This is a genomic window from Streptomyces sp. NPDC002790 (assembly GCF_040295505.1).
Lineage (GTDB): Bacteria > Actinomycetota > Actinomycetes > Streptomycetales > Streptomycetaceae > Streptomyces.
This window is the reverse complement of record NZ_JBEOVM010000001.1, coordinates 164,724-186,747: the sequence shown is the minus strand read 5'-3', so window position 1 is coordinate 186,747 and position 22,024 is coordinate 164,724. Positions and strand designations below refer to the sequence as shown.

Below are 22,024 nucleotides of genomic sequence, written 5' to 3'. Positions count from 1 at the left end.
CGACCACGCGTCAGGCGTCATACCGGGGAGCCAAGTTGAAGGTGCTACCCCGGTAGGGGGTGGAGGCGCGGGGGAGCAGACACCCCGCCATGTAGCCCCCGAACCCACTGCGAAGCCCCGCGGTGTAGTGGGCCGACACATGGATGTCGGAGCGCAGCGACCTTAGGTTTCCGGCCGTGAGGCGTACACGAGCAGACCCGCTCGCCCGCTCCCGCCCCCGCCGCACAGTCCGCCGCTCAGCCGCCGGCCCGGCACACGAAGCCGTCCGCCCGCCGTCCCGATCGCCACGTCCCCGCAAGTGAAACTGGTGACCTTCATGAATGACACCCAGACCGCAGGAACGGCCGACCAGGCCCGTTCCGGCGGCATCGGCCGCATCGTGGCCGCGAGCCTCATCGGCACCACCATCGAGTGGTACGACTTCTTCCTCTACGGCTCGGCAGCGGCGCTCGTGTTCAACACGCTGTTCTTTCCCAACAGCGACCCGCTCGTCGGCACCCTGATCGCCTTCGTCACCTACGCGATCGGGTTCGCCGCCAGGCCGCTCGGCGGAGTGGTGTTCGGCCACTTCGGCGACAAGATCGGGCGCAAGAAGCTTCTGGTGATCAGCCTGCTCATGATGGGCGGCGCCACCTTCGCGATGGGCCTGCTGCCCACCTACGAGTCGATAGGCGTCGGCGCGCCCGTACTGCTCACGCTCCTGCGCCTCATCCAGGGCTTCGCGCTGGGCGGCGAATGGGGCGGCGCGGTGCTCCTCGTCTCCGAGCACGGCGGCGACAAGCACCGCGGCTTCTGGGCTTCCTGGCCGCAGTCCGGCGCACCCGGAGGCAACCTGCTCGCCACGGGTGTCCTTGCGCTGCTGGCCGCGGTCCAGTCGGAAGAGGCGTTCCAGTCCTGGGGCTGGCGCATCCCCTTCCTCCTCTCCGGAGTACTGGTGATGATCGGCCTGTGGATCCGTGTCTCGGTCAGCGAATCCCCGGTGTTCCTGGAGGCCCAGGCGAAGGCGGAGGCCGCGGCGGAGCGGGGCGTCGAGGAGAAGCCGCCGGTCGTGGAGGTCTTCCGCAAGAACTGGCGCGGTGTCCTCGGAGCCATCGGCACCCGCTTCGGCGAGAACATCTCGTACTACGTACTCACCTCCTTCGTACTGGTCTACGTCACCACGCACCTGGAACTCTCCAAGAGCACCGCTCTGAACGCCGTCCTCATCGGCTCTGCCATCCACTTCGTGACCATCCCGCTGTGGGGCGCGCTGTCGGACCGGGTCGGACGCAGGCCCGTGACCCTGATCGGGTCCGTCGGCATGGCGGGGTGGGCGTTCGCCTTCTTCGGGCTCGTGGACTCGAAGTCGTTCGGTGTGATCACGCTCGCCGTCACCGTGGGCCTGGTGCTGCACGGCGCGATGTACGGGCCGCAGGCCGCGTTCATCTCGGAGATGTTCGACACCAAGGTCCGCTACTCGGGGGCCTCGATGGGCTCCCAGCTCGCCTCGATCATCGCCGGCGCGCTCGCCCCGATCATCGCCGTCGAACTCCTGAAGGACTTCGACTCCTCCACGCCGATCGCCGTGTACGTATCCGCTGCGGCACTGGTCACGACAATCACGGTCGCGATCCTGAAGGAGACACGGGGACGCGACCTGAGCGAGGTCAGGACCGCCGGGGAGGGGGCAGCGGTGCGTGATGCGGCGGAGTCTGGGGCGAGCAGGGCGAGCCAGTAGACGCGACGGGCGGTGGACGGTCAGCTCGCCCCCGTGGCGCTCCAGCTCTCGATCCCGACCGGACCGCTGTACCGGCTGTGGCGGCAGGCAGCCCCGGAGATCCGTCTGAAGACCACCACCCGCCGGCACGAGGAGAACACGACCGAACCCGATACGCAGCCGCTGCCTCCGTTGGACCACTCGGCCTTCCGCGACCTGACCGAGACGCAATACGACTTCTACGCAGGTGTCTTCCTGTCTTCCTGTCGGACGTCGAGCGCCGGGCCGCGATCCGCGACACCTATGACCAGCTGTGGCTGACCTGGACGAAGGCGCTGTCCAGCGCCGACATTCGGCGGTACGCCTGGAGCGTGCTGCGCACCACCGTGATGCGGCGCACCCCCCACTTCGACGGGCGCCCCCGCTTCGAGCACTCCGCCTTCGACACCCTCGCCCTGCGGGAGCTGAACGGACCGGACCACGCGCGGCAGGCCGTGGACCAACTCGGCGAAACCCAGGACCTGTTCCGCGCCATGAGCCGGCTGCCCGACTCCCAGCTCGACGTGATGGTGCTGCGCGCGCTGGGAGGCCTGAGCGAGGAAGCCGTCAGCAGCCTGCTGGGCGTTCCGCTGGCCGGCGTCCGCTCCGACGAGCGCTACGCGATCCAGGTCCTCGCCAGCATCCTGTGCTGCCCGCCGCACCCCTCGGAAGGGAACCCCACGTGACCAGCCACAAGACCACCATCCAAGCGATCCTGTCCCGCGCCCTGTTGGCCCGCGACCGCAGGGTGCCGGCCGACATCGTCCCCCCGCGCACGCTCCGCGCCGCCGCACGGCTGGTCCTTGGCGCACCGGGCACGGGCCCTGAACAGGCGGACGAGACCGGCGGGTACCCGAGGGACATGTGCGAGACCGTCCTGTCCCAGATCACCCCCGCCGAAGTCGACTTCGTCACCGACGACTTGCCCGGGCCCCGTGGCGCGCTCGCGCTGGCCTGTGTCCTGCAGCTCACCGACACCGACGACGGCGCCCGGTTCTGGTGGCAGTACGCCGCGGGCGCGGGGCAGGGCGCCGCCGCCTACTGCCTGTACCTCCACCACCTGGCCTCCGGCGAGGACGAACTCGCCCAGTGGTGGCTCCGCCAGACCAACGACATCGCCGCCCCGGTGATGACCGATGTCTCCCCGGCGCGGACGGACGACGAAGAAGAGCGGGCATCGGCCAACCACTTGCTCCTCGGCGCACCCATCACCACCATGCTCCGTCTCCTGCGCTGCCTGGCGGCTCACCCCCGCCACCGAGGTCCTGTCGTCTCCCAGCTGATGAACTACCTGTCCACCGCGGTCGGTGTCGGCTACCTGCGCCACGACTTCGAGATCCCGCTGCCCGGCGCCGACTTCGCCAGTCAGGTCGCCGCTCGGCTCCTGCCCGACCCCGACGGCAAACCAGGAAATCAAGGCCTCCTCCATCACTGCGCCTGAGGCCGGTCCGACGGCTACGAGTTGTCCGACGGCTACGAGTTGGGGGAGCTGTTCGGGTTTGTGATGACCGTGGAGGGCTAACCGGGATCCCATGAGTGAACCGAACAAGGGAACTGATCAGCAGAACAAGACGACGAAGCGGGATGCCGCTTCCCGGGCGCGTGACAGCGCCGACAAGGCCACCGCTCCCGTGAGCGACGCCGCCAAGAAGACCGAGGCCAAGGCCGACGAGGCGGCCTCGATCGCGCAGCAGGGCGCAGAGCGGGCGACCGAGGGCGCGGCCGGAGCCGTGGGCAGCGCGGCGCGGAACGTCGAGGCCGGGCGGCAGGCGGCCGTCGCGGCGACCGGGCAGGTCACCACCGTGGCCCGTACGGCCTGGACCGCTGTGGCCCACCGGAAGATGCTGGCCATGGGCGTCGGGGCCGGGGTCACCGCCGTCGGCGCCGCTTCGTATGCCGTGGGGCGCCGCGCGGGTCGGCGTCCGTAGGACGCGGTGCGCCGGGTGCCCCGCTTCGCCCGGACACGCGCGTGGCGTTCACGGATGCCGGTCGCCAGGTCGTACGGCACGCTGGAGACGTACGCGTAGGTGCGTGGCCGGAGGTGGCGATGGAGCCCGTGCGGGCGCTGGAGCGGATCGCGTTCCTTCTGGAGCGGGAGGGTGCGCCCACGTATCGGGTGCGCGCGTTCCGTACCGCCGCGGGGGTGATCGCCGGCCTGGCGGACGCCGAGGTCGCGCGGCATGTCGAGGCCGGGTCCCTGGAGTCACTCAAGGGCATCGGGCCCAAGACCGCCGCGGTGATCCGGGAGGCGGCCGCGGGGCAGATCCCCGACTACCTCACGCACCTGGAGGACGAGCTGGCCCGCACGGTGCCCTTGGAGGGTGACGCGGGCGTCGGGTTGCGGTCCCTGCTGCGTGGCGACTGCCATCTGCACTCCGACTGGTCGGACGGCGGCAGCCCGATCGAGGAGATGGGCCGTGCCGCGCAGGACGTCGGTCACGAGTGGGCGGTGCTCACGGATCACTCGCCGCGGCTGACGGTGGCCCGTGGGCTGTCGCCGGAGCGGCTGCGGGAGCAACTGGAGGTGGTGGCCGAACTCAATGCGACCTGGGCGCCGTTCCGCCTGCTCACCGGCATCGAGTGCGACATCCTCGACGACGGGTCGCTCGACCAGGAACCCGAGCTGCTCGACCGTTTGGACGTGGTCGTCGTGTCGGTGCATTCCAAGCTGAGGATGGACGCCGCCGCGATGACACGGCGGCTGGTCGCCGCGGTCGGCAATCCGCATGCCGATGTCCTGGGCCACTGCACCGGCCGGCTGGTCACCGGCAAGGGGCGTCCCGAGTCGCAGTTCGACGCCGACGAGGTGTTCGCGGCGTGTGCGGACAGCGGCACCGCGGTCGAGATCAACAGTCGGCCCGAGCGGCTCGATCCGCCTCGGCGGCTGCTGCGTAAGGCCGTGGCGGCGGGGACGTTGTTCGCTGTCGATACGGATGCGCATGCGCCGGGGCAGCTCGATTGGCAGCGAATCGGCTGTGCGCGTGCTGAGGAGTGTGGGGTTCCGGTGGAGCGGGTCGTTACCACGTGGGCGGTGGAGAGGTTGCTTGCCTGGACCGGTGGTGACTCGAGGCCTGCTTAAAGGGTGTGCGGCAGCGGGGGAAAGATCGGGGCTGCCCCGGACCCCGCTGCTCAATCGCCGCAGGGGCTTGAATGCCTGCTCAATCGGCGCACGGGCTTGAAGAGCCTGCTCGATCGGCGCAGGGGCTTGATCGGGCGGAACCGGGCGCCCGGGTGGCCTCGTGATTGGCATCACGGGGGGCGTGCAGATCATTGAGGTGACTGGATACGGCGTGCGTTCCGCGGTGATCACCCTGCGGCGGCGCGGGGCGTCGCTGGAGTTCGTGGTCTTTCCGATGCTGCACGTCGCGTCGCCGACGTTTTACGCGCAGGTCAAGCGCCGGTTGCGGGAGTGCGACCTGGTCGTCATGGAGGGCATCCGCGGGAAGTCGGCCGTCGTCAGCACGCTCACGCTCGCCTACCGGTTCGCCCCGCGCCGCAGCCGTAACGGTTTGCAGCAGCAGACCAGAGAGGCGCTGCTCCCCGCGTCCGTGCCGGTCCTGTACCCGGACGTGACCGCGGCGGAGGCGGTCGCGGACCTGAAGACGTTGCCGCGGTGGACCTACCTGCTGATGCTGCTCGCGGCCCCCGTGATGGGCCCGGTCTTCGCGCTGCGCGGGCCGCGCGCCTTCCTCGACGGGGACCTGGAGGTCGACGACCTGCCCACGACGGCGCGGGCCGAGATGCTGGCCGACCGCCCGATCGGGCACGCCATGTCCGACCACCGCGACCTGCGGCTGCTCGACGCGCTCGACGGCATCCACGCCGAACCGCTGCGGGTGGCCGTCGTCTACGGCGCCGGGCACGTCCCGGCGATCGTGGCCGGACTGCGCGAGTGCCACAGCTACCGCCCCCGGAACGCGGAGTGGCTCACGGTCCACGTCCCGACGTGAGCCACTGGTACGCAGGTCGGACCCGGTCCGGCCCCGTCTCATCGCCTGGCCGGGAAGATCTTGGCGGGTGGACCCCTTTCGAATCCTGGCCGGGGAGGAGATATCTTGATGTCGAGCAATCCGATCCAAGACTGCAGATGACGTGGAAGACGTGGAAGCGGAGCACCCGGTGACTGACTCGACCATTATTTACACGCACACAGACGAGGCCCCGGCCCTCGCGACGTACTCCTTCCTGCCGGTCATCGAGGCCTACGCGTCCACCGCCGGTGTCGGCGTCGAGACCCGTGACATCTCCCTGGCCGGGCGCATCCTCGCCCAGTTCCCGGAGTACCTGACCGAGGAGCAGCGCGTCCCGGACGCCCTCGCCGAGCTCGGCGACCTGGCGAAGACGCCGCAGGCCAACATCATCAAGCTGCCGAACATCTCGGCCTCCGTCTCGCAGCTCAAGGCCGCCGTCGCCGAGCTGCGCGAGCACGGCTACGCGCTGCCGGACTACCCGGACGAGCCGAAGACCGACGAGGAGCGCGAGGTCGGCGCCCGCTACGACAAGGTCAAGGGCTCCGCCGTCAACCCGGTGCTGCGCGAGGGCAACTCCGACCGCCGCGCCCCCGCCTCGGTGAAGAACTACGCCAAGGCCCACCCGCACCGCATGGGCGCCTGGACCGCCGAGTCCAAGACGAACGTCTCGACCATGGGTGAGAACGACTTCCGCTCGACCGAGAAGTCCACCGTCCTCCCGGCCGCCGACAAGCTGAAGATCGAACTCGTCGCGGACAACGGCACCACCACCGTGCTGCGCGAGTCCGTACCGGTCCTCGCCGGCGAGGTAGTCGACGCCTCCGTGCTGCACGTCGCGCCGCTGCGCGAGTTCCTCACCGCGCAGATCGCCCGCGCGAAGGAAGAGGGTGTGCTGTTCTCCGCGCACCTGAAGGCCACCATGATGAAGGTCTCCGACCCGATCATCTTCGGTCACGTCGTGCGCGCCTTCTTCCCGGAGACCTTCGCCCGCTTCGGCGCCGACCTGGCCGCCGCGGGCCTCTCCCCGAACGACGGTCTCGGCGGCATCTACAAGGGCCTCGAGACCCTCGCCAACGGCGCCGAGATCAAGGCCTCCTTCGACGCCGAACTGGCCGCGGGCCCCGACCTGGCCATGGTCGACTCGAACCGCGGCATCACCAACCTGCACGTCCCGTCCGACGTCATCATCGACGCCTCCATGCCGGCGATGATCCGCACGTCCGGCCACATGTGGAACAAGGACGACCAGGAGCAGGACACCCTCGCGGTGATCCCCGACTCCTCGTACGCCGGTGTCTACCAGGCCGTCATCGACGACTGCCGTGCCAACGGCGCCTTCGACCCGTCGACCATGGGCACCGTCCCGAACGTCGGCCTCATGGCGCAGAAGGCCGAGGAGTACGGCTCCCACGACAAGACCTTCGAGATCCCCACCACCGGCACCGTCCGCCTGGTCAACCAGGCCGGCGACGTCGTCCTGGAGCAGGCCGTCTCCGAGGGCGACATCTTCCGCGCCTGCCAGACCAAGGACGCCCCGATCAAGGACTGGGTCAAGCTCGCCGTCACGCGCGCCCGCGCCACCGGTGACCCGGCCGTGTTCTGGCTGGACGAGGGCCGTGCCCACGACGCCCAGCTGATCAAGAAGGTCGAGCAGTACCTGCCGGAGTTCGGCCCCGAGGGCCTGGACATCCGGATCCTCAACCCGGAGGACGCCACCAAGCTCTCCGTCGAGCGCATCCGCCAGGGCCTGAACACCATCTCGGTCACCGGCAACGTGCTGCGCGACTACCTGACCGACCTCTTCCCGATCCTGGAGCTGGGCACCAGCGCCAAGATGCTCTCGGTCGTCCCGCTGATGAACGGCGGCGGCCTCTTCGAGACGGGCGCCGGCGGCTCCGCCCCGAAGCACGTCCAGCAGCTCGTCAAGGAGAACTACCTGCGCTGGGACTCCCTCGGTGAGTTCCTCGCGCTGGCCGTCTCCTTCGAGCACCTCGCCACCACGACGGACAACGCCCGTGCGAAGGTCCTCGGCGAGACGCTGGACCGCGCCACCGGCACCTTCCTCAACGAGGACAAGTCGCCGACCCGTCGCCTCGGCGGCATCGACAACCGCGGCAGCCACTTCTACGTCGCCCTGTACTGGGCCCAGGAGCTGGCCAAGCAGACCGAGGACGCGGAGCTCGCCAAGGCCTTCGGCCCGCTCGCGGAGAAGCTCGCCGCGAACGAGCAGAAGATCGTCGACGAGCTGATCGCCGTGCAGGGCTCCCCGGCCGACATCGGCGGCTACTTCCAGCCCGACTCGGCCAAGGCCGACAAGGTCATGCGCCCGTCGCAGACCCTGAACGAGGCGCTGGCGTCGCTCGCCTGATCCCGTTCGCCAACAGCTCCGCCCCGGTCGGCCGTGCCGTCCGGGGCGGAGCCGTTTGCGGTGTTGTTCACGCTGCGCGGAAGGCGCCGTATTTGACGCTCTTCCTACGCCCTGACCTGGGTAAGGTGCAGCGATGAGCACTCTGGATGACGCACGCCCGGGCATGGACCCGGCGATCCGACCGCAGGACGATCTCTTCGGGCATGTCAACGGCCAGTGGCTGGCGACCGAACCCATCCCCGACGACCGCTCCAGCTGGGGCCCCTTCGTGGAGCTCGTGGACGTGGCCGAGCAGCGGGTCAAGGAGATCATTCAGGAGATCGCGGCCGGCGGTCCCACGAGCCTGGACGCGGACGCGGCGCGCAAGATCGCCGACCTGTACGCGTCATTCATGGACGAGGACGCCGTGGAGGCCCGCGGGCTCGACCCGCTGCGACCGCTGATCGACGAGGTGGCGGGCCTCGGCGAGGTGAGCGAGCTCGCCGGCTTCCTCGGCCGCTTCGAGCGCAAGGGCGGCTCCGGCCTCTTCGGCGCCTACATCGACAGCGACGACCGGAACTCCGACCGCTACCTCTTCAACATCCTCCAGGGCGGCCTCGGCCTGCCCGACGAGTCGTACTACCGCGAAGAGAAGTTCGCCGAGATCCGCGAGAAGTACGAGGCGTACCTCATCGAGCTGTTCACGCTCGGCGAGCACACCGACCCCGCCGGCGCCGCCCGCACCGTCCTCGCCCTGGAGACCCGGCTCGCCGAGGGCCACTGGGAGCGCGCCGAGACCCGCGACGTACAGAAGACGTACAACCTCACCACCTTCGACGAACTCACCGCGCTCGCCCCGGCGTTCGACTGGCGGGGCTACGTCACGGGGCTCGGAGGCAAGGAAGAGACGCTCGCCGAGTCGTGCGTGCGCCAGCCCTCCTACCTCACCCACCTCTCCGCGGTCCTCACCGAGGTGCCGATCGAGCAGTGGCGAGACTGGCTGCTCGCGCGCGTGCTGCGCTCCGCCGCGCCGTATCTGTCGACGCCGTTCGTGCGCGTCAACTTCGAGTTCTACGGACGCACGCTGAACGGCACGCCGGAGCTGCGCGCCCGCTGGAAGCGCGGGGTCGCCTTCGTCGAGGGCTCCATCGGCGAGTCCGTCGGCAAGGAGTACGTGGCCCGGCACTTCCCGCCGCGCTCCAAGGCGCTCATGGACGAGCTGGTCGCCAACCTCCTGGAGGCGTACCGCCAGTCCATCTCCCGCCTCGACTGGATGACGGACGAAACGAAGGAGCGGGCGTACGAGAAGCTCGCCACGTTCCGGCCGAAGATCGGGTACCCGGACGAGTTCCGGGACTACTCGGGGCTCTCCGTGGTCTCCGACGACCTGCTCGCCAACGCGTACGCCGCCGATGCCTTCGAGCACGACCGGCAGATGGCGAAGATCGGCGCGCCGGTCGACCGCGACGAGTGGTTCATGCTGCCGCAGACCGTGAACGCGTACTACAACCCGGGCACGAACGAGATCTGCTTCCCGGCGGGCATCCTCCAGAAGCCGTTCTTCTCGCCGGACGCCGACGCAGCGGAGAACTACGGCGGCATCGGCGCGGTCATCGGGCACGAGATCGGGCACGGGTTCGACGACCAGGGTGCGCAGTACGACGGGCAGGGCAACCTGAACGACTGGTGGACCGCCGCCGACAAGACCGCCTTCGAGGCGAAGTCCAAGGCGCTCGTCAAGCAGTACGACGGGTTCTCGCCGCGGAACCTTCCGGGGGAGTTCGTCAACGGGTCACTGACCGTGGGGGAGAACATCGGTGACCTGGGTGGGCTGACGATCGGGCACACCGCGTACAAGATCGCGCTTGATGGTGCGCCTGTGCCGACGGACGGTGAACTCAGCGGTTCTCAGCGGCTGTTCATGAACTGGGCGTACTGCTGGCGTACGAAGCGGCGGCAGGAGCAGGAGCAGCAGTATCTGACGATTGATCCGCATTCGCCGCCGGAGTTCCGGGCGAACATTGTGCGGAATCTGGATGAGTTCCATGAGGCGTTTTCGACGGTGGTCGGGGACGGGTTGTGGGTGGAGCCGGGGGATCGGGTGCGCATTTGGTGAGACGGTGTTGGGCGGGGCCGGATGGTTGAGGCCGTCCGGTCCTACGTCTCGGGGCGCTGCCCCGGACCCCGCTGCTCAATCGCCGCAGGGGCTTGAAATGCCCACCCGCCGCTGGGGGTTGATCAGCGGAGCTGGGAGTTGAGGAAGGTCAGTGTCGATGCCCATGCCTCGTGGGACGCCGACGCGTCGTAGACCTCTGGGCGGCCGTCGTTGAAGAAGGCGTGGTCCGCCGGGTACATGCGGAAGTCGGGGTCGACGCCCGACTGGGATGTGATCGCCGTGCGGAGGCCCGTCAGGGTGGCCTGGGGGATGGCCTCGTCGTGGTCGCCGTAGTGGCCCTGGATCTGCGCCGTGAGGCGGGAGAAGTCCGGGACCTCGCCCTGGATCACGCCGTAGAACGGGACGGCCGCGCTGACCCGCTGGTCCTCGGCGGCCAGGTACAGGACGAAGCCGCCGCCCATGCAGAAGCCGACCGCGCCGACCGTGTCGGACGTGACCGCGGGCAGCGCGAGTAGCAGGTCCACCGCGCCGGAGAGCAGTTCGACGCCCCGGCTCACCGGCAGGTCCCGCATCATGCGGAACGCTTCCTGGGAGTCGTGCGCCACGTTCCCGCCGTACAGGTCGGGGGCGAGTGCCACGAAGCCCTCGGCGGCGAGGCGGTCGGCGACGTCGGCGATGTGGTCGGTCAGGCCCCACCACTCCTGGATGACGATGACGCCGGGGCCGCTCCCCGAGGCAGGCAGCGCCAGATAGCCGTGGGCCGTGCTGCCCTGGCTGTCGAACGTCACGTTCTGGCGGGCCGGGCGGCCCGTGGACCGGGGGGTGTGCGGAGTGTGTGCCATGAACCCACGATGCCACCGCGGATCGCCCGCGGTGGCATCGGTGGGGTCGGGACCGGCCGGGTCAGTCCTTCTTCTGCGCCGACTGCAGCGCCGTGATGCACATCGCGATCGCCGACTGCAGCTCCTCGAGGCGCTGCAACATGTCGTCCTCGACGATGTCGTCGATCTCCTCGGCGGCGACGTCGTCGAAGGTCAGCTCCTCGAACGCCTTCGTGGCCTTCTGGAGGCTGCTGTAGAACTTCGCGCGCCGCTCCTGCACCCGCAGCTCGGGGTCCTTCTCGACGGTCTCGGCGACGAGCGTGCGCACGGTGTCGTACGCCTCGCGGGCCCACTCGCCCGCCTCCTCGTCCTCGTCCAGCTCGTCGATGAGGGACAAGTGGCGCTCGGCCTCCTGGCGCAGCTCGGGGGAGGCCTCGATCTTCTGGCCCGCGGGGGTCTTGACCTGCCCCTCCTCCGCGATCCTGCGCACGTACTCGAGCTGGCCGCCGGTCTTGGTCTCCTCGGCGACGGCCTTCTTCAGGTCGTCCGTGCGCACGACGTCGCGCGCCATGCCCGTACGCAGCACCGGGTCCTCGTCGAGGCGGTCCATCAGCGCCTTGCGGGCGGCCTCGGCGGTGCCGGGGTCGGCGAGGATCGCGGCCCGCAGCGCGGTCGGGTTCTCCGCGACCTCCAGGGCCTTCGTCGGGCGGATGCCCTCGGACTCGGCGGCCGCGGTGATCGCCTGGCCACGCATCGAGGTCGCGCTGTTGCGGGACACGTAGTACGACAACCAGACGTCGGCGTCCGGGAGTTCGATGTCGGCGCCGGGCTCGAGGCCCTCGAACTGGGGGACCAGACCGTCGTCCGCCGCGCTGTCCCACGCCTTGTAGAAGCGCATGACGCGGTCGGGGGAGCAGCCCGCGAGTTCGGCGAACTTCCGGGCCGAGACCTTGACGGACTCCCCGGCGGACTGCCCGCCGGGCCGCACGCTGCGGGCCACCTTCAGGGCGAAGGCCCAGCCGCCGGTGCGGGCGTAGACGCCGAACTCGTGGGCGTCGCGGGTGATGGCCTCCGGTACGTCGCCGGGGGCGGGGTCGTCCTCGGCCGCCGCCTCGGCGTCGACCTCGGAGCTCTCCGCGAAGGGGACCTCGGTGGGCGGCGTCCAAAAGTCGCCGGACGGGCTGTCGGGCGCGCTTTCGGGGGCCGGGGCGGCGGCGTCCGGGGTATCGGTGGTCGGCGGGGTCCACATGTTCGTGGTGTCCCAGGGCTCGGCCGTCTCCTCGTTCGCGGGCGCGGCGGGGCCGGCGTCAGGGGCGACGGCCGGCGCGGGCACGGGCTCCGCGGGAACGTCGTCGCCGGTCGGGATGGCGGCGTCGGACGAGTCGATGGCTACGGACACGTAGGCACTCCTGAGTGATCGGGCGCGTGCGGGTTGACGAGCCACTTTATCGTTCCGATTGGGCCGTTTTGCGCGCGAGTTGCCACAACGGCGCGGCGGACGCGTGTACGAAGCCGGGGCGGAGGCCCGGACGGGCCCGCCATTCGCGGCTCCCCCTTCTGCGAACAGCGGGCCCGGGCTCGGCCTCGACCGCGCGCCGCTGCGGGAGGACGAGGGCACGGGAGGCTCGATACCGCAGCATCTCAGCGCGCGGCTCGCGGCGGACGGGGCCAAGGGGCCCTACCGGTGGGCCGAATGGCCCGGATTCGCCCGCCCCCTCCCGTGTGGCACCCCACCGGCGTCACGGCCTCGGGGCTCTGCCCCGGACCCCGCGGGCTCTCGTCCAAAGGCCGGGCTTGATCCGTGGTCCGTGCGGGAGCGGCGCGGGGCGCCCTCGCGGACCGGGGCGTAGTGGTCGAAGGCGGCCTCCAGGGCGCCCTCGCCCCGGGTGAGGGACGGCAGTTGCTGCTCCAGGGCGCGCACCCGGGCCGCGGGGGTCAGCCCGTCGACCGTGGTCCATGCCCCGCCGTCCGTGCGTTGCCCCGTCGGCACGGCCCGCAGTCGGGTGATCAACGACAGTACCGCTCCGTACAGGTCGGCCGGGATGTCCAGGCGGAAGTGGTGCATCGGTTCGCACACCGCCGTGCCCGCGCGCGTGAGTGCGCTCATCAGGACCAGCGGGGTCAGCCCGCGGAAGTCGCCCGCCGTGCTCGACATCGACTTGTCGAAGACGGCGTGCGCGTGGCTCTGTCGCGGCGCGTATCCGGAGTGCGTCAGCGTCACCGTGCAGTCGGTGACCTGCCAGCAGAGCATTCCCTGGCGCAGCGTCCTGTGCACGGCCTCCTCGATGGCCTTGATGAAGGCCAGGGGGAGGGAGCCGAGTTCGATGCCGAGCCGAAACGCGACGCCCGAGCCGATCGGCGCCGGGTCGACCCGCAGACCGATGGTGGCCAGGCGTGTCCACGAGGTTGACGTTCGTGCCGGCCACCGGGAACGACACCACGGCCGACTTGATGGTGATGCCGCGCCGGCGCTCCAGGTCGAGGGAGTCGGTGCGGGTGCTTCCGTCGTCGACGCGGCCGAGCTCGTCGATCACCCCGGCCGTGTGCAGGAGGCGCTCGGTCAGGCTGGTCTTACCGGCGTCGACGTGCGCGAGAATGCCCAGATTCAGAGTGTGCACTGACAGTCATGTCCATGGGGGAGAGGGCAGGGGCCTTCTGAAGGAACATGTCTGTCGTGCGCATGGATCGGTCCTCACGGTAGGGGCGCGCGGGAATGCCGCTGCGATCAGTGCAGCAGTGGACCGCGCGCGCCCCGGCAACCGAATTACGTGCCGTCGGCCATCCTCGCCGACCACCGCTGCTCGACCCTCGCCAGGCGCCAGTAGGCGATCGCCGCGACCCACACGACCACGAACAGGCCCACGATCACGTACCCGACGTTGTCGAGGTCGAGACCGGCGATCCACCCGGTGACGGCGTCACTCAGGTCGAGCTTGTCGTGCAGGACGCCGACGAGTTCGATCGTGCCGATGAAGAACGCCACCGCGATCGACAAGCCGGTGATGGTGAGGTTGTAGAACACCTTGCGCACAGGGTTGGAGAACGCCCACTGGTAGGCGAAGTTCATGAACGTGCCGTCGAGCGTGTCGAACAGGCTCATGCCCGCGGCGAACAGTAGCGGCAGGCACAGGATCGCGTACCACGGCAGGCCCGCCGCCGCGCCGCTGCCGGCCATCACCATCAGCGTCACCTCGGTCGCGGTGTCGAAGCCGAGACCGAAGAGGAAGCCGAGCGGGAACATCTGTCCCGGCCGGGTGATGGACTTGGTGAAGCGGCCGAGGATCCGGTTCATGAAACCGCGGGAGTCCAGGTGCTCCTCGAGCTTCCGCTCGTCGTACGAGCCCGCGCGCATCGCCTTGAAGACCTTCAAAATGCCCATCAGGGCAACGAGGTTGAGCGCCGCGATGAGGTACAGGAACGTACCGGACACGGTCGTGCCGACGACGCCGAGTACCTGGTGGGTGCCCGAGTTGTCGTTCAGCAGGGTGCCGGCGAGCGCAGCGCCGCCCGCGACCAGCGCCGCCATCGCGACCACCACGCTGGAGTGGCCGAGCGCGAACCAGAAGCCGACCGAGACGGGCCGCTTGCCGTCCGCCATCAGCTTGCGGGTGGTGTTGTCGATGGCCGCGATGTGGTCGGCGTCGAAGGCGTGCCGCATGCCGAGCGTGTACGCCGTGATGCCGAGGCCGATACCGAAGGCCTTGTTGCCCACTTCGTAGTGCTCGGGGACGACGAGCAGGAACAGCACGCCGAACGCGACGACGTGCAGCGCGGCGATCACCGCGATCAGGCCGGCCGTGCGCAGCGTGTCCTCGCGGCGCCAACGGAAGGCAGGGGAGGGGGAATTCAGGGCAGGGTTCGGGGAGTTCCCGGGCAGGGTCATGCGTCGATCACGCTCCAGCACCTCGTGGAATGACTTCGTGAGATGCCGCGGCCGGTCTCCTGGCTTACGGGCGTGCCCGCCGCTCCGGCCTTCCCAGTGGCCGACGGCCGCCAGTGGCGTACAGGGTGGAACGGCGCGCTCCGGACGGCGCTGTCCGAAACCCGATCACAGTGGCGAGGGCCGCTCCGGAATGGGCCCCTTGGGGGCCGTCACCGGTCTTCCCGAGCACCACGGCCCGGCCACCCTACTAGGGGCCTGTATTGGGTTCTACTCTGGGCTCGCGGGGGCTGGCGCCTCCGTCTCCGGTGTTGTCGTCGGTCGACGACGCTCCGCGTCGCCTCCCTCCTCCGCCTTGGATCCGAAGGCGCCAGCCCCCGCTCCCTGATCCAGACCAGAACCCAATACAGGCCCTACCTACCCTGAAGCGCGCTGACGGGCCCGGTCGATCTCCTCGTAGGCCTTCTCCCGGCCCTCCCAGTGGGAGCCGTCGACCGATTTGCCGGGTTCCAGGTCCTTGTAGACCTCGAAGAAGTGGGTGATCTCCAGGCGGTCGAACTCGGGGATGTCCTCGATGTCCCGGGTCGCGCCGTGCCGTGGATCGTGCGCGGGCACGCACAGCACCTTCTCGTCCGGGCCCTTCTCGTCGCTCATCACGAACATGCCGATCGCCCGGCACTCGATGACGCAGCCGGGGAACGTCGCGTCGCCCGTCAGGACGAGTGCGTCCAGCGGGTCGCCGTCGCCGCCGAGCGTGCCCTCGATGTAGCCGTAGTCCGCGGGGTACTGCGTCGACGTGAACAGCATCCGGTCGAGCCGGATCCGGCCGAGATCGTGGTCCATCTCGTATTTGTTCCGGGACCCCTGCGGGATCTCCACGATCACGTCGAACGCCTCGGCGCGTGCCTGACTGCTGCCCAATGTGGCCTCCTTGCCGCATTCCGACGCCCACGAGTGTGCGCTGTACCGGGCAAGGGCGGAAGACCTCAGACGGCCGGAGGAATGGCGAATTCGAGTTCGGGTCGGTCCCAGGCGACGGCCGGCGGGCGCGCGGGCACCGTGCCGGTGCGGTGTGCGCCCATGGAGCGGTAGAAACCCTCGGCGGGCGGGTGCGCGACGACGCGGACGTGGTCGAGGCCCGCGGCCAGCGCCTGGGCCCGCATGTGGTCGACGAGCAGCCGCCCGATGCCCCGGCCCTGCGCCTCGTCCGCGACGAACATCAGGTCCAGCTCCGGCGGCTCGGTGAGCAGCGCGTAGAAGCCGAGCACGCGCTCGTCGGCCGAATCCACGGCTACGTAGACGTGGTGCGCCTCTACGTAGTCGGGTCCCACCCGGTAGCCCGCGACCATCGAGGCGTACGGATCCCGGTAGGCACTGGAGCCGCGCACGAGGCGGGTGAGGCGCCGGGCGTCCTGGGTGGTGGCCCGCCGGATGCCGACCGCCGGAGTTCCCCCACGGCGTGTAATGCTCGCGTTCATGTGTCGAGTATTACGCATATGGGGGCGGCGTCAGGAGGTCGGCACGGTCGACTGGGCCTGGCGCAGGAACGTGGCGTTGTCCGGGGTCTGGCGCAGCTTGTCGAGCAGGGCCTCGTAGGAGGCGGCCGGGTCCCGGCTCTGCAGGGCGCGCCGCAGTCCGCGGATGACGGTCAACTCGGCTGCGGGGAGCAGGAGTTCCTCGCGGCGGGTGCCGGACGGGGTGAGTTCGACGGCCGGGTGGACGCGGCGCTGCGCGAGGACGCGGTCCAGGCGCAGCTCCATGTTGCCGGTGCTCTTGAGCTCCTCGAAGTAGTAGTCGTCGGCGCGGGATCCGGTGTCGACGAGCGCGGTGGCGAGGATGGTCAGCGAGCCTGCCTCCTCGGCGTCGCGGGCCGCGCCGAAGAAGCGCTTCGGGCCGTGCAGGGCGGCCGCGTCGACACCGCCCGACAGAGTACGGCCGCTGGTGGAGGCCGCGTTGTTGTACGCGCGGCACAGCCGGGTCAGGGAGTCGAGGAGGATCACCACGTCGCGGCCCTGCTCGGTGAGGCGCTTGGCGCGCTCGACCGCGAGTTCGGCGAGCGCGATGTGCGCCTTCGCCGGCTGGTCGAACGTCGAGGCGTACACCTCGCCGCGCACGGAGCGGCGCATGTCGGTGACCTCCTCGGGGCGTTCGTCGACGAGCACCACCATGAGGTGGGCCTCGGGATGGTTCGCGGCGAACGCGGCGGCGAGCTGCTGCAACAGCACCGTCTTGCCGGTCTTCGGTGGGGCGACGATCAGGCCGCGCTGCCCCTTGCCGACGGGCGTGAACAGGTCGACGACCCGTCCGGCGAGCGCCGCGGCCGGGTGCTCCAGGCGGAACCGCTCACTGGGGTGGAGCGGGGTGAGGTCGGCGAAGCGCGGGCGGCGACGGGTCGCCTCCGCGGGGGCGCCACCGACGGTCTCGACGTGCGCGAGGGAGTGCGGCTTCCCGCACGTCCCGTCGACGAAGTCGCCCTTGCGCAGGCCGAGTTGGCGGATGAGGTGGGCGGGGACCTGGACGTCGTGCGACGTCGGGATCAGGTCGGCCGCCCGCAGGAAACCGTGCCCGTTCCCGCCGATGTCGAGGACGCCGGCGGCGCGGACGGGTTCTTGGGGTGGAGCGGAGGTCGTGCTCATAGTGGTGGCCGTGGTCATGGTGATCACAGGTCCTTTCGCGGGCCGAGCCGCGGACGCGGCAGGCATACAAGGGCAGGGAAGGGAGGGGATCCGGCGAAGGGCAGGGGCGGCTGAGCGCGCCCTGCGGCCGGGGAGAACCTGGTGCGTACGGCGACGGGTGAAGAGCCCGCCAGAAGCCGCTGACCAGGGATGACGTGCGCTGCGTGGCGACGGGAAAACCGTCGGATCAAAAGCGCTGAAGAGAGTGATTCGGTACCGGCGCCTCGAAACGGGCGAGCACATGTACCACTAAGACCGTACCACCCGAACCCTGCCGCGCGGCAAGCCCCGGCTTCGGAGGCGGCGCGCCCTATGCTGATCCGCCATGTTCTCCGATCACGGTCCCACCCTCCGCGAGCTGGCCGTTCAGGCGCTCTCCTCGGTCGAGCGGGGGTACGACCTGCTGGCGCCGAAATTCGACCACACGCCGTTCCGTACGCCGGATGTCGTGCTCGATTCGGTGGGCCGCGCGCTCGCCGGGCTCGGCCCGTACGACACCGGGCTCGACCTGTGCTGCGGCACCGGGGCGGGCCTGCGTGTGCTGCGCGAGGCGGGTGTCGGGCGGTCCGTGGGCGTGGACTTCAGCGGCGGCATGCTGGACGTCGCGCGGCGCGGCGAACCGCCGGCCCACTGCGTCCGCGCGGACGCGCTCGCGCTGCCCTTCGGTGAGGTCTTCGATCTGGTGGTGAGCTTCGGGGCGTTCGGGCACTTCCTGCCGCGCGAGTGGCCGCGGCTGTTCTCCGAGGTGTGCCAAGTGCTGCGCCCCGGCGGGCAGTTCGCGTTCCCGCTGCCCGCGCCCGCGGTCCCCGGTTCGGTGGGCTACTGGGCAATGCTCGGCTTCGACGGTGCGATGCGGGTGCGCAACGTGGTGTGGCGACCTCCGTTCGTCATGTACTACCGGCCGTTCCGACTCGGTGACGTACGACGGGAGTTGGGCCGTGCCGGATTCGACGTGGCGCTGCACGCGCTGCCCGAACTCGGCGCGCGGCCCGACGGCAGCCCGCGGTGCAGACTGGTCGTGGCCACGCGCCGCTGAGCGGGGCGCCTGGGCTGATCAGTGTCGGCGACCCGCCCGCAGTTCGAGGCGCCGCCCCTCGAACTTCGCGCGGAAATCGCGGTCGTGCGAGACGACGGCCACCGCTCCCGGGTACATCGCGAGCGCCGCCTGGAGGTCCTCGACGAGGTCGAGCGCGATGTGGTTGGTCGGCTCGTCGAGGATGAGGAGGTCCGCGGGGCGGGTCACCAGGCGGGCGATCTGAAGGCGCCGCTGCTGGCCCGCGGACAGGGCGGCCACCGGTACGTGCAGGTCCTCCTCGCGGAACAGGCCGAGCGTCAGGAGCTGTTCGGCGTACTCGTCCGGCAGCCCGGGCCGCCCGGCGGCGAATGCCGCGAGCAGCGGGAGCCGTGTGGAGCGGGTGGGCAGTTCCTGCGCGAGGTAGCCGATCCGGGCGGGGCGGCGGGCCGTGCCCGCGTCCGGCTCCAGGTCGCCGGCCAGGACGCGCAGGAGGGTCGTCTTGCCCGCGCCGTTCTCGCCGGTGACCAGGAGGCGGTCGCCGGGCGTGAGCGTGAGGAGCCCGTCCAGGCGCAGCCGCTTGCCGACCTGTACGCCGTCGAGCTCGGCGAGGGGCCCCTGCGCGGCGGCGGGTTCGTCCGCCGCCGACAGCGCCGTCGTGAAGCGCAGTGGTGCCGGTGGCTTCGGCGCCGGGTTGCGGCGCAGTTGCCCCAGGCGTTCGCGGGCGGAGCGCACCTGCCCGCCGAGCTTCGCCTCGCTGGAGCGGCGGTGCTTGCCGAAGCCCTGTTTCGGGTCGCCGCCCGTGACGGCGAGCCGTCTGGCCGCGGCCTCCAGCAGCTCCTCCGTGCGGGCCACCTCCTCGACCCAGTCGGCGTACCGCTGCTCCGCGCCGCGCCGGGCGGCGGCCTTCGCGGCGCGGTAGCCGGCCCAGCCGTCGCCGTACCGGTGGACCGTGCGTGCGTCCCGGTCGACCTCCAGGATCGTGGTGGCGATGCGCTCCAGGAAGCCGCGGTCGTGGGTGACCGCGACGACGGTGCCGCGGTGCGCGCGCAGTTGTTCCTCGAGCCAGCGCACGGCTGCCGCGTCGAGGTGGTTGGTCGGCTCGTCGAGGAGGAGCAGTTCGGGGGCGGCGGCCAGGACGCAGGCGAGCGCGAGCCGGGACTGCTCGCCTCCGGACAGTGATCCGAGCACGCGGTCGCGGGTGATCCGGGCGAGCCCGAGGCCGTGCATGGCGGCGTCCACGCGGGCGTCCGCCTCGTATCCGCCGCGTTCCTCGTAGGCGATCAACAGCTCGCCGTAGGCGGCGAGTTCATCCTCCGAGGCCGCGCCGAGGGTCTCCTCCGCACGCCGCAACCGGTGTTCCATGGCGCGCAGTTCGGTGAGGGCGAGGTCGACGGCGTCCTGCACGGTGCGGTCCGCGTCGAGGTCGAGGGTCTGGGTGAGGTGGCCGATGCCGCCGGGGAAGCCGACGGTGACCTCCCCGGCATCCGGTGTCTCGGCCGCGGCGAGCAGCCGCAGCAGGGTCGACTTTCCGGAGCCGTTCTCGCCGATGACGGCGGCCTTCTCGCCCGGACGGACGGTGAAGCGGACCTGGTCGAGGACGGTCCGGGTGCCGTAGGACTTGGTGACGTCCTTGACGGACAGCTGTGCCACGGCAGTGGGCACGAGGGTATGGGCGCGTTCGCGCATGGGGCTTCCCTGGAATGTGAAGGGGGTCTACGGACAGCGGAAACGGCGGCATCGGCCGTGCCGGACTCAGACGTAGAAGTAAAGGAAAGCCATGACGTCACCATAACAAGACGAACCGTCTCGCCTCAAGTGGGAAAGTGGGAAACGGGCTGCCCTCCGGACCCGACCGGATCGCGCCGCACGCCCGCCGCGCCTAGCGTGGACGCATGCCTGCCGGGCCGTGTCGTGCCCGGCGACCGACGGAAGGGTGTCACTCATGTCCGCTCGTCCTGAAGGCGCGCCGGTCTGGGCCGACGCCATGTTCCCCGACGTGGAGGCCGCGAAGAGCTTCTACGCGGAGCTGTTCGGCTGGACCTACGACGAGGGCAGCCCCGAGTTCGGCAACTACACGCAGGCGAAGACGCCCGACGGCAAGAGGGTCGCCGCGCTCGTGCCGCAGATGCCGGGCGCGGAGGGCGTGCACCCCGCCTGGAACCTGTACCTCGCCACCGCGGACATCGGGTCGGTCGCCGAGCGGATCAGGGACGCGGGCGGCAGCCTCATGATGGACCCGATGCAGGTCGCCTCGTTCGGCACGATGGTCACCGCCCAGGACCCCGCGGGCGTCGTCTTCAGCGTCTGGCAGCCCGACACCCACGAGGGCTTCGAGAAGGTCAACGAGCCCGGCGCGTTCTGCTGGGCCGAGGTCAACACCCGCAACGCCGCGAAGACCGACTCCTTCTTCCCCACCGTCTTCGGCTACGGCGTGAAGAAGATGGAGGACGACCAGATCGACTTCAACGTCTGGGAGCTGAACGGCGAGCCGACCATGGGCCGCATGGCGATGACGGACGACTTCCCGCCGCATGTGCCCTCGTACGTCAATGTGTACTTCGTCGTCGGCGACTGCGACGCCGCCGTCTCCACCGTGCAACGCCTGGGCGGGAAGCTGCACTTCGGGCCCACCGACACCCCCTTCGGCCGGTTCGCGGCGGTCGCGGACCCGCAGGGCGCCGCGTTCTCCGTCATCGACGTGACGGCGGCCAAGGGTGAGATGCCGAAGGTGTCCTGACGTTCAGTCGGACGACACGTCAGTCGGATGAAGGGAGCTCGAACCCCAGCTCCCGAGCGGCGAGTTGGGGCGTCGGCTGCACCCAGCGCTCCACCGCCGCGGCGTTCTGCGTGGACGACAGGGACCGCAGCTCGGCCCGGTCCAGGTAGAGCGTGCCGCTCAGGTGGTCCGTCTCGTGCTGCACGATCCGCGCGGGCCAGCCCGTGAACTCCTCGTCCACCGCCCGCCCTTGCTCGTCGAGGGCGCGCAGCCGCACGCGCTCGTGCCGGGCGGTGACTGCCTGATAGCCGGGCACGCTCAAGCACCCTTCGTAGAACGCCACTTGGCGCGCGCCCACGCCGTCGTACGACGGGTTGACCAGTACCCGGAACGGCTGTGGAACCCGCCCACGCGCCGCCCGCACCTCCTCGCTGACGGCCGCCGCGTCCTCGAGGACGGCGAGCCGCAGCCCCACCCCGATCTGCGGCGCGGCCAGGCCCACGCCGGGTGCGGCGTGCATGGTGGCCCGCATCGCGGCGATCAGCCGGGCAAGCAGCTCGTCCGGGAGCTGCCCGTCGACGGGCTCGGCGGGGCGGCGGAGCACCGGGTCGCCCGCCGCGACGATCGGCAGTGGCTCCCCGGCGGCCTCGTGCAGGAGGGACTCGACGTGATCACTCAGTGACGTGAACGGCATCGCGCCAGGATGCCAAGCGTGATCGCGCGCGCAGTGTGCGGGGTCCGGGAAGGG

The 22,024-nt window shown here is 70.4% G+C and carries 19 protein-coding genes, 2 pseudogenes and 1 riboswitch; of the genes and pseudogenes, 11 read left to right on the top strand and 10 right to left on the bottom strand.

The genetic code is table 11. The features are described from left to right. Positions 1–316: 316 nt before the first annotated feature. The 9 genes from ABT004_RS00855 (at position 317) to ABT004_RS00815 (ending at position 10,169) form a co-directional block, all read left to right on the top strand. Positions 317–1,717: an MFS transporter gene (locus tag ABT004_RS00855; protein WP_351330471.1), complete on the top strand. Its 1,401-nt coding sequence runs from the start codon at positions 317–319 to the stop codon at positions 1,715–1,717. A gap of 12 nt (positions 1,718–1,729) precedes the next feature. Continuing rightward, entirely contained in the window at positions 1,730–2,017 is a 288-nt protein-coding gene (locus ABT004_RS00850; protein ID WP_351330469.1) for a hypothetical protein, read from the top strand. A gap of 50 nt (positions 2,018–2,067) precedes the next feature. Further along, positions 2,068–2,421 carry a sigma-70 family RNA polymerase sigma factor gene (locus ABT004_RS00845; protein WP_351330467.1) on the top strand — a complete coding sequence of 118 codons (354 nt, stop codon included), beginning with the start codon at positions 2,068–2,070 and terminating at the stop codon, positions 2,419–2,421. Beyond that, the gene (locus ABT004_RS00840) at positions 2,418–3,176 is read left to right on the top strand and encodes a hypothetical protein (protein WP_351330465.1); all 759 of its coding nucleotides are present in this window, start codon (positions 2,418–2,420) and stop codon (positions 3,174–3,176) included. The genes ABT004_RS00845 and ABT004_RS00840 overlap by 4 nt, the downstream gene beginning before the upstream one ends. Before the next feature lie 91 nt (positions 3,177–3,267). After that, positions 3,268–3,663, top strand: a complete 396-nt coding sequence (locus ABT004_RS00835; protein ID WP_351330463.1) for a hypothetical protein — start codon at positions 3,268–3,270, stop codon at positions 3,661–3,663. 119 nt (positions 3,664–3,782) lie between these two features. Continuing rightward, positions 3,783–4,814 carry a PHP domain-containing protein gene (locus ABT004_RS00830; RefSeq protein WP_351330641.1) on the top strand — a complete coding sequence of 344 codons (1,032 nt, stop codon included), beginning with the start codon at positions 3,783–3,785 and terminating at the stop codon, positions 4,812–4,814. Positions 4,815–4,995: 181 nt separating this feature from the next. Continuing rightward, positions 4,996–5,685 carry a hypothetical protein gene (locus tag ABT004_RS00825; protein WP_351330461.1) on the top strand — a complete coding sequence of 230 codons (690 nt, stop codon included), beginning with the start codon at positions 4,996–4,998 and terminating at the stop codon, positions 5,683–5,685. A gap of 169 nt (positions 5,686–5,854) precedes the next feature. After that, positions 5,855–8,074 (top strand): NADP-dependent isocitrate dehydrogenase, encoded by a 2,220-nt coding sequence (locus tag ABT004_RS00820; RefSeq protein WP_351330459.1) that lies wholly within the window; start codon positions 5,855–5,857, stop codon positions 8,072–8,074. 133 nt (positions 8,075–8,207) lie between these two features. Continuing rightward, positions 8,208–10,169 carry a M13 family metallopeptidase gene (locus tag ABT004_RS00815; protein ID WP_351330457.1) on the top strand — a complete coding sequence of 654 codons (1,962 nt, stop codon included), beginning with the start codon at positions 8,208–8,210 and terminating at the stop codon, positions 10,167–10,169. Between the two features lie 122 nt (positions 10,170–10,291). Here the strand turns inward: ABT004_RS00815 and ABT004_RS00810 are convergent, their stop codons facing one another. The 8 genes and pseudogenes from ABT004_RS00810 to rho form a co-directional block, all read right to left on the bottom strand. Further along, positions 10,292–11,011: a dienelactone hydrolase family protein gene (locus ABT004_RS00810; protein ID WP_351330456.1), complete on the bottom strand. Its 720-nt coding sequence runs from the start codon at positions 11,009–11,011 to the stop codon at positions 10,292–10,294. A 61-nt stretch (positions 11,012–11,072) separates the two neighbouring features. Next, positions 11,073–12,389, bottom strand: coding sequence for a hypothetical protein (locus ABT004_RS00805; RefSeq protein WP_351330455.1), 1,317 nt, complete (start codon positions 12,387–12,389; stop codon positions 11,073–11,075). Between the two features lie 402 nt (positions 12,390–12,791). After that, positions 12,792–13,382: pseudogene (locus ABT004_RS00800) on the bottom strand (GTP-binding protein); the annotation flags it as partial. Further along, positions 13,375–13,608: pseudogene (locus tag ABT004_RS00795) on the bottom strand (GTP-binding protein); the annotation flags it as partial. The pseudogenes ABT004_RS00795 and ABT004_RS00800, both read right to left, overlap by 8 nt. A gap of 146 nt (positions 13,609–13,754) precedes the next feature. Further along, positions 13,755–14,873 (bottom strand): Nickel transporter NicT, encoded by a 1,119-nt coding sequence (gene nicT, locus ABT004_RS00790; protein WP_351330453.1) that lies wholly within the window; start codon positions 14,871–14,873, stop codon positions 13,755–13,757. Between the two features lie 32 nt (positions 14,874–14,905). Further along, positions 14,906–15,121, bottom strand: a riboswitch (cobalamin riboswitch). A gap of 166 nt (positions 15,122–15,287) precedes the next feature. Next, a complete protein-coding gene (locus ABT004_RS00785; RefSeq protein ID WP_351330451.1) occupies positions 15,288–15,791 on the bottom strand; it encodes an inorganic diphosphatase in 504 nt (167 codons plus the stop codon). A gap of 65 nt (positions 15,792–15,856) precedes the next feature. Beyond that, entirely contained in the window at positions 15,857–16,348 is a 492-nt protein-coding gene (locus tag ABT004_RS00780) for a GNAT family N-acetyltransferase (RefSeq protein ID WP_351330449.1), read from the bottom strand. A gap of 30 nt (positions 16,349–16,378) precedes the next feature. Next, complete coding sequence (gene rho / locus ABT004_RS00775; protein WP_351330447.1) at positions 16,379–17,524, bottom strand: transcription termination factor Rho; 1,146 nt, start codon at positions 17,522–17,524, stop codon at positions 16,379–16,381. Between the two features lie 346 nt (positions 17,525–17,870). Between rho and ABT004_RS00770 the strand changes: the two genes are divergently transcribed. Next, entirely contained in the window at positions 17,871–18,581 is a 711-nt protein-coding gene (locus tag ABT004_RS00770) for a methyltransferase domain-containing protein (RefSeq protein WP_351330446.1), read from the top strand. 18 nt (positions 18,582–18,599) lie between these two features. On the opposite strand, the gene abc-f is transcribed toward ABT004_RS00770, so the two are convergent. Then, on the bottom strand, positions 18,600–20,246 hold the full coding sequence (abc-f, locus tag ABT004_RS00765; protein WP_351330444.1) for a ribosomal protection-like ABC-F family protein: 1,647 nt from the start codon (positions 20,244–20,246) through the stop codon (positions 18,600–18,602). A 256-nt stretch (positions 20,247–20,502) separates the two neighbouring features. Here abc-f and ABT004_RS00760 point away from each other — a divergent pair, with 256 nt between their 5' ends. Then, positions 20,503–21,297, top strand: coding sequence for a VOC family protein (locus ABT004_RS00760; RefSeq protein ID WP_351330442.1), 795 nt, complete (start codon positions 20,503–20,505; stop codon positions 21,295–21,297). Positions 21,298–21,316: 19 nt separating this feature from the next. Here ABT004_RS00760 and def read toward each other — a convergent pair whose 3' ends face one another. Then, positions 21,317–21,970 (bottom strand): peptide deformylase, encoded by a 654-nt coding sequence (def, locus tag ABT004_RS00755; protein WP_351330440.1) that lies wholly within the window; start codon positions 21,968–21,970, stop codon positions 21,317–21,319. Between the last annotated feature and the right edge of the window lie 54 nt (positions 21,971–22,024).